The 16,440-nt window shown below is 68.8% G+C and carries 16 protein-coding genes and 1 tRNA gene; 13 read left to right on the top strand and 4 right to left on the bottom strand.

Features of this window, described 5'->3' with window-relative positions; all coding sequences use genetic code 11:
• Positions 1-130: 130 nt before the first annotated feature.
• From BSP_RS12640 to gspM, 11 genes are read left to right on the top strand one after another with little or no spacing between them, the layout of a single operon-like run.
• Complete coding sequence (locus tag BSP_RS12640) at positions 131-982, top strand: type II secretion system protein N (RefSeq protein ID WP_054766979.1); 852 nt, start codon at positions 131-133, stop codon at positions 980-982.
• A complete protein-coding gene (gspD, locus tag BSP_RS12635; RefSeq protein ID WP_054766048.1) occupies positions 979-3,132 on the top strand; it encodes a type II secretion system secretin GspD in 2,154 nt (717 codons plus the stop codon). Before BSP_RS12640 ends, gspD begins: the two co-directional genes overlap by 4 nt.
• Before the next feature lie 4 nt (positions 3,133-3,136).
• On the top strand, positions 3,137-4,633 hold the full coding sequence (gspE, locus tag BSP_RS12630) for a type II secretion system ATPase GspE (RefSeq protein WP_152950562.1): 1,497 nt from the start codon (positions 3,137-3,139) through the stop codon (positions 4,631-4,633).
• Positions 4,633-5,850, top strand: a complete 1,218-nt coding sequence (gene gspF, locus BSP_RS12625; protein WP_152950561.1) for a type II secretion system inner membrane protein GspF — start codon at positions 4,633-4,635, stop codon at positions 5,848-5,850. Before gspE ends, gspF begins: the two co-directional genes overlap by 1 nt.
• A gap of 13 nt (positions 5,851-5,863) precedes the next feature.
• Entirely contained in the window at positions 5,864-6,313 is a 450-nt protein-coding gene (gene gspG / locus BSP_RS12620) for a type II secretion system major pseudopilin GspG (protein ID WP_054766045.1), read from the top strand.
• Entirely contained in the window at positions 6,282-6,830 is a 549-nt protein-coding gene (locus BSP_RS12615; RefSeq protein ID WP_370513359.1) for a GspH/FimT family pseudopilin, read from the top strand. Before gspG ends, BSP_RS12615 begins: the two co-directional genes overlap by 32 nt.
• Positions 6,823-7,203 (top strand): type II secretion system minor pseudopilin GspI, encoded by a 381-nt coding sequence (gene gspI, locus BSP_RS12610; protein WP_152950560.1) that lies wholly within the window; start codon positions 6,823-6,825, stop codon positions 7,201-7,203. Before BSP_RS12615 ends, gspI begins: the two co-directional genes overlap by 8 nt.
• A gap of 5 nt (positions 7,204-7,208) precedes the next feature.
• A complete protein-coding gene (gspJ, locus tag BSP_RS12605; protein WP_224760955.1) occupies positions 7,209-7,808 on the top strand; it encodes a type II secretion system minor pseudopilin GspJ in 600 nt (199 codons plus the stop codon).
• Between the two features lie 26 nt (positions 7,809-7,834).
• Positions 7,835-8,791, top strand: coding sequence for a type II secretion system minor pseudopilin GspK (gspK, locus tag BSP_RS12600; RefSeq protein WP_255478918.1), 957 nt, complete (start codon positions 7,835-7,837; stop codon positions 8,789-8,791).
• Positions 8,788-9,897, top strand: coding sequence for a type II secretion system protein GspL (gene gspL / locus BSP_RS12595; RefSeq protein WP_152950557.1), 1,110 nt, complete (start codon positions 8,788-8,790; stop codon positions 9,895-9,897). The genes gspK and gspL overlap by 4 nt, the downstream gene beginning before the upstream one ends.
• Positions 9,894-10,367, top strand: a complete 474-nt coding sequence (gene gspM / locus BSP_RS12590; RefSeq protein WP_054766039.1) for a type II secretion system protein GspM — start codon at positions 9,894-9,896, stop codon at positions 10,365-10,367. Before gspL ends, gspM begins: the two co-directional genes overlap by 4 nt.
• A gap of 26 nt (positions 10,368-10,393) precedes the next feature.
• Here the strand turns inward: gspM and BSP_RS12585 are convergent, their stop codons facing one another.
• The 3 genes from BSP_RS12585 to BSP_RS12575 form a co-directional block, all read right to left on the bottom strand.
• Complete coding sequence (locus BSP_RS12585) at positions 10,394-11,392, bottom strand: SMP-30/gluconolactonase/LRE family protein (protein WP_227975962.1); 999 nt, start codon at positions 11,390-11,392, stop codon at positions 10,394-10,396.
• A 73-nt stretch (positions 11,393-11,465) separates the two neighbouring features.
• Positions 11,466-11,541, bottom strand: a tRNA-Thr gene (locus BSP_RS12580).
• A gap of 71 nt (positions 11,542-11,612) precedes the next feature.
• The gene (locus BSP_RS12575) at positions 11,613-12,050 is read right to left on the bottom strand and encodes an HIT family protein (RefSeq protein ID WP_054766038.1); all 438 of its coding nucleotides are present in this window, start codon (positions 12,048-12,050) and stop codon (positions 11,613-11,615) included.
• 115 nt (positions 12,051-12,165) lie between these two features.
• Between BSP_RS12575 and BSP_RS12570 the strand changes: the two genes are divergently transcribed.
• Entirely contained in the window at positions 12,166-12,522 is a 357-nt protein-coding gene (locus BSP_RS12570; RefSeq protein WP_152951147.1) for a phage holin family protein, read from the top strand.
• 21 nt (positions 12,523-12,543) lie between these two features.
• Here BSP_RS12570 and BSP_RS12565 read toward each other — a convergent pair whose 3' ends face one another.
• Positions 12,544-13,632 (bottom strand): ABC transporter ATP-binding protein, encoded by a 1,089-nt coding sequence (locus BSP_RS12565; RefSeq protein WP_152950556.1) that lies wholly within the window; start codon positions 13,630-13,632, stop codon positions 12,544-12,546.
• A 177-nt stretch (positions 13,633-13,809) separates the two neighbouring features.
• Here BSP_RS12565 and BSP_RS12560 point away from each other — a divergent pair, with 177 nt between their 5' ends.
• Positions 13,810-16,431, top strand: coding sequence for a TonB-dependent receptor domain-containing protein (locus BSP_RS12560; protein ID WP_152950555.1), 2,622 nt, complete (start codon positions 13,810-13,812; stop codon positions 16,429-16,431).
• The last annotated feature ends 9 nt before the right edge of the window (positions 16,432-16,440 follow it).

Genomic DNA, 16,440 nt, shown 5'->3' with positions numbered 1-16,440 from the left:
CTAAATGTCCGTACACAGTGGAACTGTCACGAGAAGTTATCCGCGTCTTCACACTTCGGTGAGGCCCGCATACGGACGATTGTTCTACACGCCATTCGCGGCCGTCGGGGGCCGGCACGGGCTTGGCGTCGTGATTGCTGACATCCGCAACCTCAGCCTCTCCGCCGCCCTGGACAGGGGGCGTCGTCTGCCGCTGCGCCGCCTCGTGGAACTCCTTCTGATCGCCCTGCTGCTGGTGCAGGCCGGCCGTCTGATCTGGCTGTTCGCCGCGCCCAGGCCCCAGGCTGAGGCGCCGGCCGCCGCCGCCGCGGCTAGGCCTGTCGACGTCAGCATACTGTCGCGGTTTGACGCCTTCTTCCGCACCGGAGGGCAGGGGGCCCTGGCCGGCGCCTCGGGCGCGGAGGCCAGTCAGATGCGTCTGTTCGGCGTCCGCGCGGGCGGCGTGGGCGGCGGCTCGGCCATCATAGGCCTGGCTGACGGGCGTCAGATTTCCGTCGGCGTCGGAGAGGAGGTCGAGCCCGGACTGGTGTTGCAGTCTGTCGCTCCCGACTTCGTGACCCTGGCGCGGGGCCAGTCCCTGACCCGGTTGGAGTTTACGGATGCGCCTGCCGGGGCCGCGTCGCCCCCGCCGCCGCCCTCGACCCCCCAGATCGTGACCCCGCCCGCCGCTTCCCCCGCCTCGAACGCGGCCGCAGCCGCAGTCGTCAATCCCCAACGCCTGATCGCTCAGGCCGCTTTGCGCCCAAGGCTGCAGGGGCTGGGCGTCAAAGGCCTGACCGTCTCGTCCGCCGGAGACGGGTCGGAGCTTCGCAGCGCGGGTCTTCAGGCGGGCGACGTCATTCTGTCGGTCAACGGCGTGGCCCTGAACAGCCCTCAAGCGGTCGGCGCCCTGAGAAGTCAGCTGGCCGACGCTTCCTCTGCCGAAATCCAGTATGAGCGCGGGGGGCAGACCCGCACCACCACCATAAGGACGCGACCATGACCGTCTCTCTGCGCCACCGGCTGATGCGCTCCGGCGTCGGGGCGCTGGCCCTGGTTCTGGCTTTTCAGGCGCCGGTCGCGGCCTCGCCGGTCCTGGCCCAGGAGGCGCGCCAGACCCTGAACGTCCAGGGCGCCGACATTCGCGCCTTCATCCAGGACGTGGCCCGCACCACCGGCCGCACCTTCATCGTCGACCCGGCCGTGACCGGTACGGTGACGGTGACCAGTGAGCGCCCGCTGGGTCGGGCCCAACTGTTTGAAGTCTTTTTGTCCACCCTGCGGGCCAACGGCCTGGTGGTGACGCCGACCCAGTCAGGCGCCTATCGGATTAGTCCCGCCCAGGGCGCGGCCCAGGGACCGTCCACCGTCGGGGCCGAGCGGTTCTCGACCGAGGTCTTCCAACTGCGCAACATTGACGCGGCCTCGGCTGCGGAGACTATTCGGCCCCTGGTCGGGGCTCAGGGCCAGGTTCTGGCCAATCCGGGCGCCAACAGCGTGGTGGTGGCCGATTTCTCGGACAATCTGGCGCGCATCCGCTCGCTGATCGGCCGGATCGACGTGGATCGGTCCAGCTATGAGGTGGTCGCCCTGGAGAACGCCTCCGCGCGCGAGATCGCCGGGGTGCTGCAACAGGTGATGGCCGCGCCCGGGGGCGGGCAGGGCATGGTGACGGTCACGCCGGTCGAAAGCTCCAACTCCATCGTCCTGCGCGGCGACGGCCAGGCCCTGGCGCGGGTGCGCGGCCTGATCCATGACCTGGACGGCCGGTCGAGGGCGAACCAGGATGTGAACGTCGTTTTCCTGGAACACGCCAACGCCGAGCAGCTTCTGCCGGTGTTGCAACAGGTGGTGGGCCAGCCCGTGACGGCCTCCAACAGCACGAGCCAGGGCTTGCGCACCGCCGCGACCGGATCGACGACCAGCGCCTCCAGCGGCCTGTCGCGCGCCGCCGCCAGCTTGGGGAGCGGAGACGCCGAGGGCGGCGCCATCGGCTCGTCCTCCGTCACCGCCACCGGCCAGCGCGCCACCATCGCCCGCTTCCCCGGCGCCAACGCCCTGGTGATTTCCGGGCCGGCCGACATGCAGCGCACCTTGGCCGACGTCATCCGTCGCCTGGACGTGCGCCGCCAGCAGGTGCTGATCGAGGCCATTGTGGTCGAGCTGAGCGACAACGCCGTGCGCGAACTGGGCGTCCAGTGGCTGTACGGCGGTGAGAACGGCGTCGGCCTGACCAACTATACTGACAACGCCACCCCGCTGGTGAAAATGGCCGGCGGCGCCTATGCGGGGCAGCTGGACGAGGACGATCCTCTGCGCGAACAGCTGCAGACCCTGGCCTTGAACAGTCTGGTGGGCGCCAACGGCTTCGTCGGCGGCGGCGGGTTCGAGGTCGGAGACGGCCTGTTCGGCTTCATCATCAATGCGGCCAAGACCGACAAGGGCTCCAACCTGCTCCAGACCCCGTCCATCATGACGCTGGACAACGAAGAGGCCACCTTCCTGGTCGGACAGGAGGTGCCGATCACCACGGGCCAGACCCTGCTGGACGGAAACTCCAACCCCTTCACCACCACCGACCGCAAGGACATCGGGGTGCGGTTGACAGTCAAACCTCAGATCAACGCCGGGGGCTCCATCACCCTGACGCTGCGTCAGGAGGTGTCGGCCATCAATGGCGGCCTGACCAGCAGCACGACGGATTTGGTGTTCGACAAGCGCGAGCTGCAGACGACCCTTGTCGTCGATGACGGCGACATTGCGGTGGCCGGGGGGCTGCTGGACCAGAACGACATCATTCAGGCGGACAAGATCCCCGGTCTGGGCGACCTGCCGGGAGTCGGGGCCCTGTTCCGCTCGAACAGCCGTCAGCGCGGCCGAACCAATCTGATGGTGTTCCTGCGCCCCACCATCATCCGCACCCGCGAAGAGGCCCAAGGGTTGGCTGCCGACCGTTGGGGCTATATCCGCGACCAGCAGCAGGCGGTTCAGCCGGATCGCGAGCCCAGCCTGGACGCTCTGGTGCGGGACTATATGCGGACCCAGGCTCCGGCCGCCCCGGCGACGGGCGAGCCGATGGTGATCGCGCCCACCGGCGTGACCGCGCCTGTGGCCCCGGTCGAGGCCGCGCCCCTGCCGTCGGCGGGATATTGACGCCATGATCACCTTGGTCGGCCCAAGCCTGCCCTACGGCTTCGCCAAACGGCACGGCGTCCTGCTGCTGGACGCCGGCGATGTGGCGCGGGTGGGTCTGCGCGAGGGCGCCGACCCCAAGGGACTGATCGAGGCGCGGCGGGTGCTGGGTCGGCCGCTGGCGGTTGAGCCCCTGAGCCAAGCCGCCTTCGACCGGCAGCTGTCCGAGATCTATGCGGGCGATCATCTGGCGGCGGCGGACGGCGAGGATCTGGACATGCCCGCCGGCCTGGACAGTCTGATCGACGACATCCCGGCGGCCGCCGACCTCCTGGACACGGCCGACGACGCCCCGGTGATCCGACTGATCAACGGGATCATCGCCGAGGCGGTGCGGACCGGCGCCTCGGACATCCATCTGGAGACCTATGAGAGCGCGCTTCTGGTGCGGATGCGGATCGACGGTGTGCTGCGCGAGGCCCTGAGCCTGAATCCGCGCATCGCGCCGCTTCTGGTCTCGCGGATCAAGGTCATGGCGCGGCTGGACATCGCCGAGAAGCGGGTGCCCCAGGACGGCCGCATTCCGTTGGCCCTGGGCGGCAAGACGCTGGACGTGCGGGTCTCGACCCTGCCGTCGCGCGGCGGCGAACGGGTGGTGATGCGGATTCTGGACAAGGATCAGGCGGGCCTGACCCTGGACCGCCTGGGCATGGCGCCCGACGCCCTGGCCGCCTTCCGCGCGGCCCTGGCCGAGCCGAACGGAATCATCCTGGTCACCGGGCCGACCGGTTCGGGCAAGACCACCAGCCTGTATGCGGGCCTGGCCCTGTTGAACGACCAGACGCGCAACATACTGACAGTCGAAGACCCGGTCGAATACGCCATCGACGGTGTCGGCCAGACCCAAGTCAACACCAAGGTCGGCATGACCTTCGCTGCGGGCCTGCGGGCCATTCTGCGCCAGGACCCGGACGTGGTCATGGTGGGCGAAATCCGCGACGTCGAAACCGCCGCCATCGCTGTCCAGGCCGCCCTGACCGGCCATCTGGTCCTGTCCACCGTCCACACCAACGACGCGGCGGGGGCGGTGACGCGTCTGCGCGACATGGGGGTGGAGCCCTTCCTCCTGGCCTCGACCCTGCGGCTGATCGTGGCCCAGCGGCTGGTGCGCCGTCTGTGCGAACACTGTCGCATCCCCGAGGTCGCCGACAAGAAGACCGCCAAGCTGATCGGCGCCAAGGCCGGGGTCACGGTTTGGCGCCCGCAGGGGTGCAGCCACTGCGGCGGCTCCGGCTATATCGGTCGGATCGGCCTTTATGAGGTGATGAAGGTCGGCAACCGCCTGCGTCGCCTGATCGCCGCTGAGGCGGACGAGGACGCTCTGGTCGCCGCCGCCTTCGATGGGGCAGGAACCCTGGGGCATCGGGCGCGGGCCCTGGTGCTTGAGGGTGTCACCTCGGTCGAGGAGGCGGTGCGCGTGGCTCGCCAGGAAACGGCGGCCGACCCGGCGGAGGCGGCCTGATGGCGGGCTTCGACTATGTCGCCGTCGATGCGGTCGGCCGGACCGTGTCCGGCGCCCTGACGGCGGCGGACGAGACGGCGGCGAGGGGACAGTTGAGCCGTCGCGGCCTGATGGCGTTGGAGCTGACGCCGGCTCGTGTCGGGTCGCGGGGCGAACGGCCCGCACAGGGCGGCGCCGGCGTCCGTCTGGGGGCGAAGACCTTGGCCCTGACGACCCGGCAGCTGGCGACGCTGATTTCCGTCTCTCCGGTCGAGGAGGCGCTTCGGACGTTGGCCCTCCAGGCGGATCGGCCGGCCGTGCGTCGCGTGCTGGAAGGCGTTCATGCCGGGGTGATGGAGGGGCGGCGGTTGTCCGACGCCATGTCGGTGCAGGGCCGCGCCTTTCCGCCGCTCTACCGGGCCATGGTCTCGGCCGGCGAACAGTCCGGCGCACTGCAACCCATTCTGGAACGGCTGGCTGACGGGCTGGAACGCGACCAGCAGGTGCGGGGCAAGGTGATCACGGCGATCGTCTATCCCGCCGTCTTGGCGGTGGTAGCGTTGGGCGTCATCGCGGTGCTGATGACCTTCGTCGTGCCCAAGGTGGTCGATCAGTTCGAAAGCATGAACCAGACCCTGCCGCTGTTGACCCGGATGTTGATCGGCCTGTCGACGCTGATGCGGCACTGGGGCTGGCTGCTGATCCTGATCCTGGCGGCCCTGATCGGCGGGGGCGTGGCCGCGCGGCGCCATCCTGCAACCCGTCTGCGCATGGATGAGGCGATGTTGAGATTGCCGGTCGTCGGCCGGCTGACGCGCGACCTGCACGGCGCGCGCATGGCGCGGACCCTGTCGACCATGATTCAGGCCGGCCTGCCCGTGCTGGAGGGGCTGACGATCACCGCCCGAACGGTGTCGAACCGGGCCCTGAGACGCGCGACGGAGACGATGGCCGAGGCCGTGCGCGAGGGCGGGGGCCTGTCGGCCGCCATGCGCCGCGCCGGCGTCTTTCCGCCGCTGCTGGTCTATATGACCGCTTCGGGCGAGAGCAGCGGCCGGCTCGAGCCCATGCTGGAGCGCGCCGCCGACTATCTGGAGCGCGAGTTCGCCACCTTCACCGCAGTGATGCTGAGCCTGCTGGAGCCGGCCATCATCGTCGTCATGGGCGGGGTGGTGGCCCTGATCGTCCTGTCGATCCTGCTGCCCATTCTTCAGATCAACACCCTGGCGATGGGGTGAGGAGCGTTTAGTGATGACTTCAGAAAATCAGAACAAGCGGCGGAAACGTCAAGGTTTCACCCTGGTCGAGCTGATGGTGGTCATCGTCATCATCGGCCTGTTGGCGACGGTCGTGGCCATCAATGTCCTGCCCAGCCAGGACCGGGCCATGGTGGCCAAGGCCAAGGCGGACATCGCGGTTCTGGAACAGGCGATCGAGACCTATCGCCTCGACAATCTGAACTTCCCCACCGATCAGCAGGGGCTGCAAGCGCTGGTGTCGGCGCCGGCCGGCCTGGCCCAGCCGGAACGCTATCGCCAAGGCGGCTATGTGCGTCGTCTGCCCGAAGATCCTTGGGGCAATCCCTATCGCTACCGCCGCCAGAGCACGCACGGCCAGCCGTTCGACGTCTTCTCCCTAGGGGCGGACGGGAAGGAAGGGGGCGAGGGCAATGATGCGGACCTCGGCAACTGGCAGGGCTGACCGCGCTCAAGCAGCGCGCCGCCGCGCGGCGAGCGGTAGCGCCAAAGAATGCGCTCAAGCAGCGCGCCGCCGCGCGGCGAGCGGTAGCGCCAAAAGAAAATCCGGCTTCACCTTGGTCGAGCTGATGGTCACGATCGCGGTGATCGGGCTGGCGGCTGGGGCGGTGGTGCTCTCCATGCCCGATCCTCGACCGGCCGTCGGGGTGGAGGCCGAACAGTTCGCCGCTCGGCTGGCGCGCGCCCGAGAAGAGGCGATCATGACCAACCGTCCGGTGGCGGTCGAGGCGGACGGCTCCGGCTATCGGTTCGCGCAGTTCGACGGGGCGACCTGGACGCCGCTGAACGGCGTCTTCACGCCTCGAACCTGGGCGGAGGGCGTCGCGGCGTCCGCCGGTCCTGTTCGCATCGTCTTCGATCCCACGGGAATCGCCGATCCGGCGCAGGTTCGGCTGAGCCGCGACGAACAGGTCCGCACCATCTCGATCAACGGCGCGGGCGAGGTGTCGATCAATGGTTGAGGCTGTCCGATCGTCAGCGGCGGGCCGCGCCGGCTTCACCCTGATCGAAATGCTGGTGGCGTTGGCGGTCTTCGCTCTTGCGGCGATGGCCCTGTTGAATCTGTCGGGAGAGGCGACACGCTCGGCGGTCCGGCTGGAAGCCCGGACCCTGGGCGGGGTCGTCGCTGAAAATTTGGCGGCAGAGGCCATGCTGGCGTCCAGCCTGCCGACCGGTGAAACCTCGGGCCAGGTCGAGTTGGCGGGCCGCGTCTGGCGCTGGCGGCGGGTGGTGACGGGAACCGAGGTTCCCGGCCTGGGCCGGATCGACGTTCGCGTCTTCACCGACGAAGGCCAGGTCGCCGACCGGGTTCTGTTCCGCGCGGCTGCGGCATGAGGCGCGTGGGCCACAGGCTTGGGAGGCGCGGCGGCTTCACCCTGGTGGAGGTGCTGGTCGCCCTGGCGATCTTCGCCCTCCTGGCCGGGGCGGGCGCCCTGGTGCTGAGCCAGACGATCGACACCCGGTTCGCTCTGCGCGCCGAGACCGACCGGATCGGCGATCTTCAGCGCATGCGCGCCCTGTTGAAGGCCGACCTGGCCCAGGCTGCGCCGCGCCGCGTTCGCGCCCCGACCGGGCGGCCTCTGCCGCGCGCCCTGATGGGGCAGGAGCAGCCCGGCGATCCGATCCTGACCCTGGTTCGGAACGGCTGGTCCAATCCCGGCCAGGCCCCGCGGGCGTCGTTGCAGAGGGTCGAATATCGGGTGGTGGAGGGGCGTCTGGAGCGGCGGGTCTTCCCCTATCTGGACGGCGCGCGCCCGGGACCGCCTCAAGTCCTCTGTCGCGGGGTCAAGGACGCCGCCGTGACCTTTATTCAGGATGGGTCGGAAGCCCAGGCCTTCATCACCTCCAGCGACCGACCGCTGCCCGATGCGGTTCGTATCGTCATGACCCTGGACGGGGTGGGACGGCTGGAGCAGCTTTTTCTGGTCGCATCGGCATGAGGCGGGGGCGGACGTCGCGCGAAGGGATGGCCCTGCTGACCGTCCTGCTGCTAGTGGCCGTCATGGCCGCCGTGGCGGTCGTCCTGTTGGACGACGTGCGCTTTTCCGTGCGTCGCACCACCAACGCCGACGTCCAGGCCCAGGCCCAGTGGTACGCCGCCGGGGCCGAGAGCCTGGCCCGTCGCCAGATCGCCGACCTGATCAAGGCCGATCCGCTGCGCACCCCTCTGGAGCCGCGCTGGAACGGCCGGGTGCTGAACTTCCCGATCGAAGAGGGGACGATCCGCGCCGTCGTCACGGACGGTCAGGCCTGTTTCAACCTGAACTCGCTGGTCTATGGCCAGAGGGAAGATCTGTTCGCCCGGCCCGAGGGCGCGGCCCAGTTCATCGCCCTGGGGGCCGCCCTGGGCGTGTCGCGCGCCCGGATGGCCGCCGCCGCCGCCGCCCTGACCGACTGGATGGACGCCGATGCGGAGGCCGCGCCGGGCGGGGCCGAGGACGCGCGTTACGCCGGCCTCGCCACGCCCTACCGGACCGGCGGAATCATGCTGGCCGACGTCAGCGAGATGCGGGCGGTCGCCCACATCGACGCCGGTCTCTATGATCGGCTTCGACCCTATGTCTGCGCCCTGCCGACGGCCCAACCGGCCAAGTTGAACGTCAACACCTTGACGCCGGATCAGGCGCCGCTTCTGACCATGCTGACCGGGGGCGCGGTCGGGGTTCAGGGCGCGCGGGCCGCCATCGCCGCCCGACCGCGCCAGGGCTGGGCCTCTACGGACGCCTTCTGGGGGCAGCCGGCCCTGCAAACCTATTCGCCGGATGATCAGACCCGTGAGCAGGTGACGCTGGTCACGCGCTATTTCGATCTGACGGTCGACGTCGACTATGCGGGCGGTCGCGCCGTCCGAACCGCCTTGATCCACGCCGCGCCCGACGGCGCGGTGCGCACCGTCATTCGCCGCTGGACCCCTGAAGAATGAGCCAGACCCGTATCGTCATCATCCCGCCGGCCGCCTCCATGCCCGCGCCCTTCCTGACCTTCGACGAAGGCGGGCGGGTGTTGCAGCGCGGGTCGCTGTTGCTCGAAGACCCCCAGACGACGCCCGATGTCCGCACCGTCGCCGTGGCGCCGGGCGCTGATGTTCTGGTGCGCTGGCTGGATCTGCCGGTCGGCGGCGCGGCTCAGGTGCGGGCCGCTGCGCGCTGGGCCTTGAAGGACGAACTGGCCGGCGATCCCGAAAGAACGGTCGTGGCCGTGGCGCCGGCGGCGCGCGGCGAAGAGACCGCCCCACGACTGGTCGCCGCCGTCAGCGCGGGTCTATTGGAAGCCTGGATCGACTATCTGGCCGCCCTTGGGGTTCGGCCGGTCGCGGTCACGCCCGACTGTCTTCTTGCGCCGCCGCCGTCGGGCGATGAACTGGTCGCCGCCGCCTTCGGCGGGGATACGGCCCTGCGGGGTGAAGGCTTTGCGGCCACAGTGCAGTCCGATCTGGTGGACCTGATCGCCGGCGATCGCCGCCTGGTGCGGATCGAGGACGCCGAGACCCTTGAGCGCTGGCTGGCCGCCGCCGCCGTCGCGCCGGCCGTCGATCTGCTGTCGGGCCAGGAACGCAAGCGCGAGCCGGGCCGGGGGGACTGGCGTCTGGCGGCGGCCTTGGCGGCGGCCCTGCTGGTCTCGCCCCTCATCCTGACCGCAGCGGGCGGCTTGCGCGATCAGGCCGCAGCGCGGGACGCCGAACGCCAGACCCTGGCCTTGATCGAGGCCCGGCTGCCGGAGGCGGCCGGCGCCCCCGATCCCGTTCAGGAGGCGCGTCGGTTGATCGACGTCGCGCCGCCGCCGGGCGGGCTGGCGGCGGTCTCCGCGGCCTTGTTCGCGGCAGTCGAACAGGTGGAGGGGGCCGAACTGGACAGTCTCAGCGCCGGGCCCGGCAAGGGGGTGCGGGCGACGCTCAGCTATCCCGCCTTTTCGGATCTGGACGCGATCCGCGCGACCCTGACCGCCTCTGGGCTGTCAATGACGGACCAGTCCACGGTCGAGGACGGCGGTCGGGTGGTCAGCGAAGTGATCATTGGAGGGATGCAATGAACGGCCTGATCGCTCAAGCCGCCGCCTGGTGGGACGGCCGCACCTTGCGCGAACGGCGCATGCTGACCGTGATGGGCGTGGCGATCGCCGCAGTCCTGGCCTGGTTGCTGATCGTTCGGCCGCTGGCGAGTTGGCGCGATGAGGCCGCGCGGACGCGCGCGACGGCCGAGGCCGAACTGACGGCCATCGAGCGCGGGACGGGGAGCCTGGCCGTCGGCGAGGCGAAGACAGGAGAGGTCGACGTCTCCGCCGCCGTCGCCGAGGTCGAGGCGGCGACCGGATTGACGCCCCAGATGGGGATGTCGGCCGAGGGGGGGCTGGGGTTCAGCCTGACCAATGTGTCGACCACCGCCGCCTTCGGCTGGCTGGCGGCCCTGCATGACCGCAAGGTCGAGGCGACGACCCTGAATGTGGTCGAGAACGCCGACGCCACGATCAGCCTGGAAGGGACGCTGACCGCCGCGCGGTGAACCCGCCGCGCCGTGAACCCGCCTCGTCAGCCCCGCGTCAGGGTCTCAAGCCGCAGCAGTCGGTCGCCGGCGGTGATGAACAGGGTGCGGCCGTCTTCGCCGAAGGTGCAGTTGGCCGCCGCGCCCGCCGTGTCGATCAGACCCAGGCTGCGGCCGTCCGGCGTCAGCACATGGACGCCGCCCGGACCGGTGGCGAACAGGCGTCCGTCCCGATCGACCGCCATCCCGTCCGGCAGGCCCGGCGCCGAAGGGCCGGCCAGGGCGGCGAAATCCTTGAACACCCGGCCGCCCCTGATCCCGCCCGCGCCGTCCAGCTCATAGGCCATCAGGACCGGTCGCGCCGGATCGGAGACCGAGACATAGAGGGTGCGCTGATCCGGGGACAGGGCGACGCCGTTGGGGAAGGTCAGATCATCGACCAGACGATGCAGGCCGCCGTCGGGATCGAGCCGGTAAACGCCGTTCTCCGCCATCTCCTTCAGCGGCGAACGGTCCATGTCCTTGAGACCATAGGGCGGGTCGGTGAAGAAGATCGCACCGTTCGACGCCTGGACCAGATCATTGGGGGAGTTGAACCGCGCGCCGCGGTAATGGGTCGCCAGCAAGGTCTTGACCTGGGTCGCCAAATCCACGCGGGCGATCGCCCGATTGCCGTGATCCGCCATCAGGATCGTCCCCGCCGGACCGGCGATCAGGCCGTTCGACCCCGGCTCGCGGAAGACAGACGGGTCGGGTCCGTCATAGCCGGACGGCGCCATGAAGACCGACAGGCCGCCTGCTCGTGACCAGCGATGGATACGGTTCTCCGGCACGTCGCTGAAGAGCAGATAGTCCCCGTCGGCGATCCAGACCGGGCCTTCAGACCAGGTGAAGCCCGACGCCAGACGCTCGAGCCGTGCATCCGGAGCGACCACCCCGTTTAAGGCCGGGTCCATACGGCGGACGCCGCCCGCCGTCACGGCGAGGGAGGAGCAGCCCGCAGCGGCGAGACCGCCGACGAGCACCAGACGACGAGAAGCAGGCAAGACGCACTCCTGAAAAGAGCGGACACTGTAGCGATCCTCAGGTCCAAGGCCATCCGTCTTCAAAGAAGGGGAATGGTGCCGGTTGCAGGAATCGAACCCGCGACATCCAGTTTACAAAACTGGCGCTCTACCAACTGAGCTAAACCGGCCGCGTCCGTAGGACGGAACTGCGCGCCTTATGCGGACGGATCGCGCCGGACGCAAGACGCCTCGCGCGGCCTCAGTCCAGGGCGGCGGCGATCCTGTCCGCGAGAGGCTGAAGCGTGGCCGCATCGGCCATGGGGGCGTGACCGTGGCCCTTCATCGGTCGGTCCGCCCAGCGCGGGACGATGTGGAAATGCAGATGGAAGACTGTCTGGCCGCCGGCGTCGCCGTTGAACTGCATGATCGACAGGCCGTCTGGCGACAGCGCCTTTTCCACTGCGCGCGCCGTGCGTTGAAGCGCCGCCGTCATATGGGCCAAAACGTCGGGCTCGACCTCCAGCAGGGTCCGCGCCTGGGATTGTTTGGCGATGATCAGGACGTGGCCCTCCGACTGAGGAAAGACGTCCATGAAGGCCAGAACATGGTCGTCCTCCCAGACCTTCACCGAGGGCAGTTCGCCGCGAAGGATTTTGGCGAAGACATTGTCGGGATCATAGGCGCCGTGAAGGCTCATCTGCAGTCTCCGTGTCGGATCGGATCGTTCCGCGAATCTAGCAGGCGCGACGGATCGAGGGGAGCCTTTTGCCCCGATGGCGCGTTATGGTGACGCTTCCAGCCCTGAGGACATCATGATCCGCTTCATCATTCAGGCCGTCGTCACCATGATCGGCCTTTGGCTGTCGGCCCAGGTGGTGCCCGGCGTCGCCTTCACCAACAACGGCTCTCTGATTGCGGCCGCCCTGATTCTGGGCCTGGTTAATGCGGTGGTGCGGCCCTTCATGGTGATCATCACCTTCCCCATCACCGTCGTGACCCTGGGCCTGTTTCTGCTGGTGGTGAACGCCGCCATGATCGGCCTGACCGCCATGTTCCTGGGCGGTTTCGCCGTGAACGGCCTGTGGGCGGGGATCGGCGCCGCCATCGTGACGGGCGTGGTCAGCTGGATCGCCGGCGCCTTCATCGGCGACGAGGAAAAGCGCGGCTGAAGCCGCGCGGTCCAGCCTCGGTCACAGGCGGGGCAAGGCGCAACCCTCTGCGTCGAACAGATGGACGTCTGCGGGCGCCGCCGACAGGCTGACGGTTTCGCCGATCGTCAGACGGCGCTCGCCGGGCGTCTGGACCGTCAGGGTCTCGTCAGAGGCGGGATGTTTCAGATGGGCCATGGTGACTGCGCCCAGGGTTTCGACGAACAGGACCTGGGCCGACAGGCTGTCGCGACCGCCGTTCAGGACGATATGTTCGGGCCGTATCCCCAGGGTGACGGCGGCGCCCGGCTGGGCGGTCGAGGCGTCCACCGCCGCCCGCACCCTTTCGCCTCCAGCCGTCTTGACGACCGCGCCTTCTCGCGAAGCCTCGACGATCTCGGCCTTCAGAAGGTTCATCTTCGGGCTGCCGATGAATCCGGCGACGAACAGATTGGCCGGATGCTGATAAAGCGCCATCGGCGCCCCGACCTGTTCGATCCGTCCCCCGTTCAAGACCACGATGCGGTCCGCCAGGGTCATGGCCTCGACCTGATCATGGGTGACGTAGATCATGGTTGTCTTGAGCTCGCCGTGCAGCCGCGCGAACTCGTAGCGCATCCGCACCCGCAGTGCGGCGTCCAGGTTGGAAAGGGGCTCGTCGAACAGAAACACCTGGGGCTCGCGCACGATGGCGCGGCCGATGGCGACGCGCTGCCGCTGGCCGCCGGACATGGCCTTGGGTTTGCGGTCCAGATAGTCGGTGATGCTCAGGGCCTCGGCCGCCGCGCGCACGCGCCGATCAATCTCGCCCTTGTCGGTCTTGGCCAGTTTCAGTCCGAAGGCCATGTTTTCATAGGCCGTCATGTGCGGATAAAGGGCGTAGGACTGAAAGACCATGGCCACGCCGCGATCCGAGGGCGACAGGTCGTTGACGCGGCGGCCGCCGATCCAGACGTCTCCCGTCGTCGCCTCTTCCAGCCCGGCGATGGTCCGAAGCAGGGTGGATTTGCCGCATCCGGACGGGCCGACGAAGACAACGAATTCGCCGTCCGCGATCTCCAGATCGACGCCCTTCAGCACCTCTACGGCGCCGAACGCCTTCTTCACGTCGATCAGACGGACGTCCGCCATGCTTCTTCCCTAGGTCGCTGCGTTTTGGCCCACCGTAACCGGTTACATGGCGGGATCAATGGGCGAGGTTCGGTTCGGCTGGCGTAGTGGGGCAAATCTGCAAAACTGCAAAATCGGGCCTTCACAAGCCGCGCGGTGTCGGTAAAACCCCCGGCTGGGACCACGGGGAAGACCGATATGACGAAGCGCAGACTCTGGATGGCGACCACCGCCGCCGCCGGCTGGGCCGTCGCCGTCGCGGGTGCGGCCCAGGCGCAGCAGCCCGCTCAGGTGGAAGAGGTCGTGGTGACGGGGTCGCGTCTGGCCGGGGGAGATCGGGTTGCGCCGGTGGAAACCGTGAACCGCACGGTGATCGCCGCCGCAGGAGTAGGCGATGCGGGTCAGCTCACCCGACTCGTGACGGCCAATTCGGGCTCTGAGGCGCAGGTCGATCAGCTGAATCAGCCGCAAAGCTCGGGCACGGCGCAGTTCAATCTGCGAAACCTCGGCCTGGGTTCGACCCTGGTCCTGGTGGACGGCCAGCGTTGGACCTCCAGCGCCGTGGTCGCCACCGACGGTTCGGCCTTCGTGGACATCAACGCCCTCGTCCCCCAGATCGCCCTGGAGCGAATCGAAGTGGTCAAGGACGGCGCCTCGGCCGTCTATGGATCGGACGCGGTCGCCGGGGTCGTCAACTTCATCATCCGCACCGCGGTCGATCATCCGGAGTTGAGCGCCCGTTACGCCTTCGCCGACGGATCCGAAGAAACCCTGGTCCAGGGGCTGGGCGGCTGGACGCTGCTGGGCGGCGATCTGACGGTCGCAGCGTCCCGCTTCCACCGTTCGGCCCTTAGTACGGATGAAAGGGATTTCGCCCAGGCGCAGACCTATGGCCGGGCCCCTTGGACCGCCGTGACCAGCTACGGCCAGCCCGGCTCCTATTACCGGCCCAGCCGCCGCGCCTATTCGCCCGATCCGAGCTGCGGCGACCCCGCCTTCCAGTCCGCCTATCTTAACTCAGCGTCCGACGCCTTCTGCCGGCTGGACTATTCGGACTTTTTCGACCTGGCTCCGGAAGAGACGCGGACCCAGGTTTTCGCCGATTATCGACGCCCTGTGGGGGACATGCGCCTGTCCTTGCAGGCGGCGGGCTCGGCCAGTTCGACCACGGCGCGCCAGACGCCGTCCCTGCCCATTCTGGCGCGGTCCCTGAGCGTCCCGGCGTCCCATCCCGACAATCCGTTCGGAGAAGACGTCCTGTTTCGCGGTCGGCTTCTCGGCGCCGAGGCCGGGGCGTCGAAGGCTCAGTTCGACTATCGCACCTGGCGGGTCGCCGCAGGGCTGGACGGCGATTTCTCCGGCGGCTGGGGCTGGAGTCTGGCCGCCACGGCCAGCCGCCAGCACGTCGCCTATGACAAGCCGGACGTGATCGGCAGCGCCCTGCAGAACGCCTTGAACGGCCTGGGCGGTCCGGGGTGCGACCCGGCGACGGGGACGCCCGGCGTCGGCGCCTGCCGATATTTCAACCCGTTCGGAAGCGCCTATCTGGGGACCGGCGCGCCCAATAGCGCCGCCCTGATCGACAGTCTGATCGGCTCTGCGGGTCTGCGCGGCGCCGCCAGCCTGACGACCGCCGACGCCTCGACCTCGGGTCAGGCCCTGGGCTGGGACGGCGGCTCTGTCGATCTCGCCCTGGGGCTCCAGTATCGCCGCAGCGCTTTCCGCCACGACTGGAACGACCTCGTCAACCGCGGCGACCTGCTGACGGCCGGCTATTCGCCGGACTTCGACGGCGACCAGCAGGCTTTGGCCGCCTATGCCGAGGCGCGCCTGCATCTGGGAGACCGGATCGAGGCCCAGCTGGCCGGCCGCTATGAAGCCTATGACGGGGAAGGCCGGTTCAATCCCAAGGCGGCCGTTCGCTGGGAGGTGCTGGACGCCCTCGCCCTGAGGGCGTCCTGGGGCCAGGGCTACCGGGCGCCCTCGGTCTACGCCCAGTCCGGCGCCCAGGCGGCGCAGCCTTCGGTGCTGGATCGCGGCGCCTTCGTCTTTGTCAACACCCTGACTTCCGGCGATCCGGACCTGAAGCCCGAAAAGTCGGAAAGCCTGACCTTCGGCGCCCAGTGGCGTCCGCTGGGCGGGCTGGAGCTGTCCCTCGACGCCTGGCGGTTCGACTATAGGGATCAGGTGGTCAAGGAATCGGCCCAGGCCGTGATCAACCAGGCGGCGGCCGATGATTTGGCGGGACGGACGGGCACGGACGGCCAGTCGCGTCTGACCCGGTCCGCGAGCGGGGCCCTGACCTTCGTTCAGCTCTATTTCATCAACGCCTCGTCGATCGAAACTCAGGGGGTGGATCTGTCGGCCCGCTACGGCCGCGATCTTTGGGGCGGACGGGCGTCGGCGGCGGCGGACTGGACCTATGTCGACCGCTACGACATCCGCCTGAATGCGAGCGCCGGCGCCGTGTCCGGCGTGGGGTCCACCAATCTGAACAACATCGGTCGATCCTTGCCGCGCAATCGGGGAGAGTTGGTTCTGGACTGGCGCGACGGAAGGCAGGCTTTGACCGGCCTTGTTCATTATACGGCGGGCTACGCCAACGACCGCAGCGGGATCACCGACGCCTCGATCGCCAGCCAAACGACCATCGACCTGCTTTACACCCGCTCCGTCGGGACCGACATCGACCTGACGTTGGGCGCGGTCAATATCGCCGACAAGGCCCCGCCTCTGGCCCAGTTCGCCTTCGGATACGACCCCGTCGTGGCCGACCCACGTGGTCGGGTGATCAGTCTGGGCTTTACCAAGCGCTTCTGACTGCTTCCG

This window comes from Brevundimonas sp. Bb-A, assembly GCF_009394735.1.
Lineage (GTDB): Bacteria > Pseudomonadota > Alphaproteobacteria > Caulobacterales > Caulobacteraceae > Brevundimonas > Brevundimonas aurantiaca.
Note: the sequence above shows the minus strand (reverse complement) of the source record. Positions and strands in the feature narration are given on the sequence as shown.